This is a genomic window from Plectonema cf. radiosum LEGE 06105 (genome assembly GCF_015207665.1).
Lineage (GTDB): Bacteria > Cyanobacteriota > Cyanobacteriia > Cyanobacteriales > Nostocaceae > Rivularia > Rivularia radiosa_A.
The window spans coordinates 132,629-138,628 of record NZ_JADEWL010000003.1 but is presented as its reverse complement, the minus strand read 5'-3'; the positions used below and the strand labels follow the sequence as shown (position 1 = coordinate 138,628).

7 protein-coding genes are annotated in these 6,000 nt (G+C 38.0%); 3 read left to right on the top strand and 4 right to left on the bottom strand.

Annotated elements, in window-relative coordinates:
* From IQ247_RS01770 to IQ247_RS01760, 4 genes are all read right to left on the bottom strand, one after another.
* Positions 1 to 664: tetratricopeptide repeat protein (locus IQ247_RS01770; protein ID WP_228059394.1), on the bottom strand; the 664-nt coding region annotated here is incomplete at its 3' end.
* A 194-nt stretch (positions 665 to 858) separates the two neighbouring features.
* Positions 859 to 1,047, bottom strand: coding sequence for a hypothetical protein (locus IQ247_RS01765; protein ID WP_193916397.1), 189 nt, complete (start codon positions 1,045 to 1,047; stop codon positions 859 to 861).
* A 12-nt stretch (positions 1,048 to 1,059) separates the two neighbouring features.
* On the bottom strand, positions 1,060 to 1,188 hold the full coding sequence (locus IQ247_RS33040; protein ID WP_265579655.1) for a hypothetical protein: 129 nt from the start codon (positions 1,186 to 1,188) through the stop codon (positions 1,060 to 1,062).
* A gap of 245 nt (positions 1,189 to 1,433) precedes the next feature.
* The gene (locus tag IQ247_RS01760) at positions 1,434 to 1,781 is read right to left on the bottom strand and encodes a hypothetical protein (RefSeq protein ID WP_193916394.1); all 348 of its coding nucleotides are present in this window, start codon (positions 1,779 to 1,781) and stop codon (positions 1,434 to 1,436) included.
* A gap of 261 nt (positions 1,782 to 2,042) precedes the next feature.
* On the opposite strand from IQ247_RS01760, the gene IQ247_RS01755 reads away from it, so the two are divergent.
* The 3 genes from IQ247_RS01755 to IQ247_RS01745 all read left to right on the top strand — a co-directional run bounded on the left by IQ247_RS01755 (position 2,043) and on the right by IQ247_RS01745 (position 5,686).
* On the top strand, positions 2,043 to 3,557 hold the full coding sequence (locus IQ247_RS01755; protein ID WP_193916391.1) for a Ycf46 family AAA ATPase: 1,515 nt from the start codon (positions 2,043 to 2,045) through the stop codon (positions 3,555 to 3,557).
* Positions 3,558 to 3,932: 375 nt separating this feature from the next.
* Positions 3,933 to 5,012: a peptidoglycan-binding domain-containing protein gene (locus tag IQ247_RS01750; protein ID WP_193916388.1), complete on the top strand. Its 1,080-nt coding sequence runs from the start codon at positions 3,933 to 3,935 to the stop codon at positions 5,010 to 5,012.
* Positions 5,013 to 5,203: 191 nt separating this feature from the next.
* On the top strand, positions 5,204 to 5,686 hold the full coding sequence (locus IQ247_RS01745) for an SH3 domain-containing protein (RefSeq protein ID WP_193916385.1): 483 nt from the start codon (positions 5,204 to 5,206) through the stop codon (positions 5,684 to 5,686).
* The last annotated feature ends 314 nt before the right edge of the window (positions 5,687 to 6,000 follow it).

Sequence of the window (6,000 nt, the reverse complement as noted above, 5' to 3'; positions counted from 1 at the left end):
TGTAACTGTAAGCAAGAGCTAAATTATTTTGCGTTGTTGCCCATTGTTGGGGGAAAGCTTCTTTTGTTGTAATTTGCAATGCAGCTTTGTAGGAAGCAATGGCTAATTCAATGTTTTCGGCAATATCCCCTTTGATTCTGTTTCTGTAAGCTATAGCTAAATTATTTTGCGTTGTTGCCCATTGTTGGGGGAAAGCTTCTTTTGTTGTAATTTGCAATGCAGCATTGTAGGAAGCAATGGCTAATTCAATGTTTTCGGCAATATCCCCTTTGATTCTGTTTCTGTAAGCTATAGCTAAATTATTTTGCGTTGTTGCCCATTGTTGGGGGAAAGCTTCTTTTGTTGTAATTTGCAATGCAGCATTGTAGGAAGCAATGGCTAATTCAATGTTTTCGGCAATATCCCCTTTGATTCTGTTTCTGTAAGCACTGCCTAAATTATTTTGCGTTGTTGCCCATTGTTGGGGGAAAGCTTCGCGGGTGTAGACTTGGAGAACAGTTTCATAACTAGCAACAGCAATTTCCATATTGCTAGCTTTACTACCCAAAGGAAACTGCTGAATCAAATTACCAAAATTACCAATATCTGCTGCAATAGATTCAGCTGCATCCGCTTCTGCTTCCTCAAAAGTATTTGTTGCCCAACGTCGCAATATATCAGCCAAAATACCATCGAGCTTATCTGTATTGGCAGCGAATAACGGATAAACAACTTCTGCATCACCGGGTAAATTTTTAAGGTCCGTTAGCGTAGCGTGTCCGTCAGGACATAGCCCCCGGATTTATCCGTGGATTATGCCATGCACGAAGCCCCTAAATTCAATTTATGGGGCATTAATTACGAATTACGAATTACGAATTACGAATTATACTCACCGTTACTTTCTGAAATTGCTCGCAAAATCTCTTCCAAAACCTGCAAATAAGCTTGTAAATCTTCCTCGCTTAAATCTTCTAATTGCGCTGGCGGGGAAGATTCAACATTAATATTTAAAGCTTTAACTAATCTACTTCCTAATCTTCTCAACCAATTCGCAATTCGCCACATTTTTAGTTTCCCCTAACTCAAGCTACTTCCACCATCAACTAAATCTTGATTCCCTGCTAATATTTCCCCTTCTTCCCCACTCGGACAATCTAGCAATTGTTGAATCAAATTAAGGTAAACTTGCTGAGGCTGTTCGTCCATAAAGCCAAATTTTAAACCTGTCTTTATGATATATCAGTAGAATTGTTGATGATTTCGGAAAATATGGAGTTTTGTAGAGATTTGAAAGATTGATGGTGCGTCACTTACCCTACAACGTATCCCAATACTGCTCGGTTAAGCCTAAAAATCCCAAAATGTGTAGGTTGGGTTGAGAAACGTTCACCGTAGGTGTGCCGAAGGCACAACCCAACATTTATCCCTCTTTTGTTGGGTTTCGCTGTCGCTCAACCCAACCTACAATTTCCCTTAACCGAGTAGTATTGCAACGTATCCTTCTTATTTTTATCCTTAACCTTCGCTAAACTTTGTTTAATAGCATTTAATAAAGTATTTTTATCAATATCCGAATTAACTTGAGAATTCAAAGAATGATTCAAAACTACTAGTTGAGCGTCAAGAATTTTAGAATGATTTTCATACCAATTGGCAATAGCATTTGATAATTGTTCTATATCGTCGGGAGTGTTATTAATTAACTTCTCTAAATTTGCAATCTTATCTTGAGAAAATAAACCGGGTTTAGTTTTGAGTAAATCAATAAAAGCGTTTAAATTTTGCTCTGCGAATGACATAAATTAACTCCTAATTATCCACACTGATTGAAGAATACTGTCAACTATTTAAAATAATGGTGCGTGACTGACGGTAATTTCAAATTATTTGGTAACAGATGATAAATTATCTTATAGTAAGTACCCTACAACTTAATAAAACTGAAAACCCTCTTAACAAAACTCTTCCTCTGCGCCCTCCGCGTCTTCGCGGTTAATCATTCTTATTTACCAAACGCAATAAAAACCTCAACAATAAAATAAACCACTAAAAAAACAACTATGACATTCCGCGAAGAGTTTAAACTACTATTACGCGCTCGCTACTCTTTAATTTACATTCCCACTCACGAAGAAGAGCGTCTCGAAGCCGTAATTCGCGAAGAAGCTGCAAACCAAGGTAATCGTCAGGTATACACTTGGGATTTTGTAGACGGTTATCAAGGCAATCCCAACGATGCGGGTTTCGGCAGACGCAACCCTTTACAAGCTTTGGAATTTGTCGAAAAATTACACGCTTCCGCACCTGCTGTCTTAATTCTCCGGGATTTTCATCGATTTTTAGACGACGTAGCGATTTCACGCAAACTCCGCAATCTAGCCCGTTTACTCAAATCGCAACCAAAAAATATCATCTTACTTTCCCCCCGTGTTGCCATCCCCGATGATTTAACCGAAGTATTAACGGTAGTAGAATTCGCTTTACCTAGCGCCCCAGAAATCCAAACCGAAATCGAAAAACTCTTAGCCGCTACTAATAATTCCCTCCCAAATCAAGTTTTAAATGAATTAGTTCGCTCGGCTCAAGGCTTGAGTATGGAGCGCATTCGCCGCGTTTTGTCAAGGGCGATCGCCCAAAATGGAGAATTACAATCAGAAGATGTGGAGTTAGTTTTACAGGAAAAACGTCAAACTATTCGTCAAACTCAAATCCTTGATTTTATTCCCGCTACAGAACAAATTTCCGATATCGGTGGATTGGATAATCTCAAAGATTGGCTGTTGCGTCGCGGTGGTGCTTTCAGCGAAAAAGCCAGACAATACGGTTTACCTCATCCCAGAGGCTTGATGTTGGTAGGAATTCAAGGTACGGGAAAATCTTTAACTGCAAAGGCGATCGCACATCATTGGCATTTACCTTTATTGCGTCTTGATGTGGGAAGATTATTTGGTGGTTTAGTCGGTGAATCGGAATCACGCACGCGCCAAATGATACAGCTATCGGAAGCCCTCGCACCTTGTATCTTGTGGATAGATGAGATAGACAAAGCCTTCTCTGGACTTGGTAGCAAAGGTGATGGTGGAACTACTAGCAGAGTGCTGGGTACATTTATTACCTGGATGGCAGAAAAAACCTCACCTGTATTTGTAGTTGCCACAGCTAACGATATCCAAGAATTACCGCCGGAATTATTGCGAAAAGGTAGATTTGATGAAATATTCTTCGTCGGTTTACCAATTCAAGAAGAAAGAAAAGCCATTTTCAACGTGCATTTATCCAGATTGCGCCCTCACAATATCAAAGAATACAATATTGACAGATTAGCTTACGAAACACCCGACTTTTCCGGTGCAGAAATCGAGCAAACATTAATTGAAGCCATGCACATCGGCTTTAGCCAAAACCGCGACTTTACTACCGACGATATTTTAGAAGCCGCCAGTCAAATTATACCTTTAGCTAGAACTGCCCAAGAAAAAATCGAGCAACTGCGTCAATGGGCTGCTTCTGGAAGAGCGCGGCTGGCATCAAAGCATAATCCTTTGAGTGACAGGATTCAACAGCGGTTGCAGTAAAAAAGGTTGGGAATTTGGAGTTGACGGCTTTTTATTACCAATCTATCTTTGACCTTTATAAATAAAATGTGATAGTTAATAGCAAGTATTAATTATCACATTCTACTTCCAACATAATTGTTATCATACTAATAGAATTACATAAACATTACCGTACAAATACTGTAGTGATAAATTGGGGATTCGGGTTTTTAGAGCAGTTGTGCTATGTATATTTCAGGGAAAAACAGACTTATAGTGGTCAAAAAGACTGTACTTTTGGAATAAATAGAAAATTATAGGGGCAAATACAAATATACATCAGGGATGATTACTTGACGTTCGGTACGCTACGATTCCGCGCTTTCTAATCAACCCTCAAAACTTCATCCAATTATGGAAAATATTGGTTATACTTACGCTGCTTCAGCTTATGAGGCACCGGAAAGTTTCAAGATTGTACCTTTCAGATTTTACAACAAAAAGCAGTCTACTTTTTTTGTCATGCGTCTTTTGTCTGTGGCGCTAACTTTATTCTTTTTAAGTAACCTTGGACAAGCTTTAGCATTGGAGAAACGGGGAAGTAGAGGTGCATCAGTTACATCGATTCAAGAGTGCTTAAAGAAATTAGGTTATTTCAACGCTTCAGCAACTGGTTTTTACGGTGAGATAACTGAAAATGCTGTGATTCGGTTTCAGAAAGATAATAGAATAACTGCTGATGGCGTTGTAGGTAGCAATACACAAAGGATTCTTCAATCTAAATGTGCGACTCCAAAGCCTGTAACTAAACCCTTACCTGAACTTTCAGTTGGTTCTTGTAGTAACGGTAAATGTCCTAATCTAAAACCTGGGGACAAAAATCGTTATGTAACATACTTACAAACTAGATTACGCGATTGGGGTTATGTTAAATTCAATCCTAACGGTAATTATGGTCCCCAGACTACAGAAGCCGTAAAGCGATTCCAACGAGATAATCAGCTGTTTGTCGATGGAGTTGTGGGACAGCAAACTTGGCAAAGAATTGATTCACCCCTTATCAAATGCGATAAACCCACTCTACAAAGAGGTGATCAAGATGAGTGTGTCACCCAATTACAACAAACATTACGGGAACTAGGTTATTTTAAAGGTTATCCCACAGATTACTATGGAATTGACACTTGGGAAGCGGTGAAACAATTCCAGCGTAATTATGAATTACCCCCCAATGGAATTGTAGATTCCCTTACCTGGAAAAAGTTAGAAGAAGCAGTTAAACATCGTTACATTGTAATTATCCCAGTAACGAGTCCTTACACTTTAGATGAAGTTCGTCGTTTTGTCCCGAATGCATCTATTAGCTTTAACCAAAAATTAGGTGAATACATCCGGGTGGGAGATTTTCAACAGCGTAACACAGCACAACAATCTGCTCAATCTTTTCGTAACAACGGTTTTAATGCGGAAATCCTAAGTCAAGATAAATTGTAGTATTGATGACATTTTTTCCGAATATTTTACCCGTTTGAATCATCAAGCGGGTTTTTTAAATCATTTAATGTATTTCTTAAACTAACTATACTCAACTTCAAATGTAATAATGATTGAGGATTTGAGAGTTAAGAGTTATAATTTGTCACTCATAGGTGTTAAAACAAGCTTCTTGCTAAAAGGTAATTACTATGTTATCTAACATACTCAAGTTAATACTTGGTGTTTTACTCGCGATCGCAATATTGGCTGGTGGTGGTGTAGCAGTTGCGATTTATTTGATGAATCGAGCTTCTATAAACCCTCCAAAACCAGTTTTTTCTAATGACAAAGCTGCGGTAAAAGCGGAAGCGGCAAAAACTCCCACACCAGGAGCAACTGCTGTTAGTGTTGAAGAAAAAACGACAGAAGAACCTACTCCGACAAAATCACCAGAAGAAGTTGAAAAACCACTACCACCAGGAGCTTATCCTGCTACAGTGAGTTGGGCTGAAGGTTTAATTTTAAGAGCGGAACCAAATGCCGATGCAGAACGTCTTGGTGGTGTTGGATTTAATGAAAAAGTCATAGTTTTAGAAGTAAGTGCTGATAAAACTTGGGAAAAAATTCGCATTGAAAGTAGTGAACAAGAAGCTTGGGTTAAAGCTGGTAATACTAAAAAAGTAGAAGAATAAATTTTCTTTGTACGGCAAAAAGTTCAGGTTTTTATTTTCTATTCTTTGTTGATTTTTTAATTTGATTTGTGTTCCAGGCTGCAAATCTCCCTGTTATCTTTTGGTTCTTTAGTGTTCGTATTGACGATGAAACTCTAAAAATCAATTTTAAGTAATAGTATGATGATTTGATACTTTTTTAACCCCTACTTAATTTAGATTTAATCCTTAGTATTTATAAGTTAAAAAAAATATGAGCTAATTGAACATTTAGAAAAAATTTAATGTACAATTTATACACATATTACTGAGGGAAGGTTTCCGTAAAAGTCGAT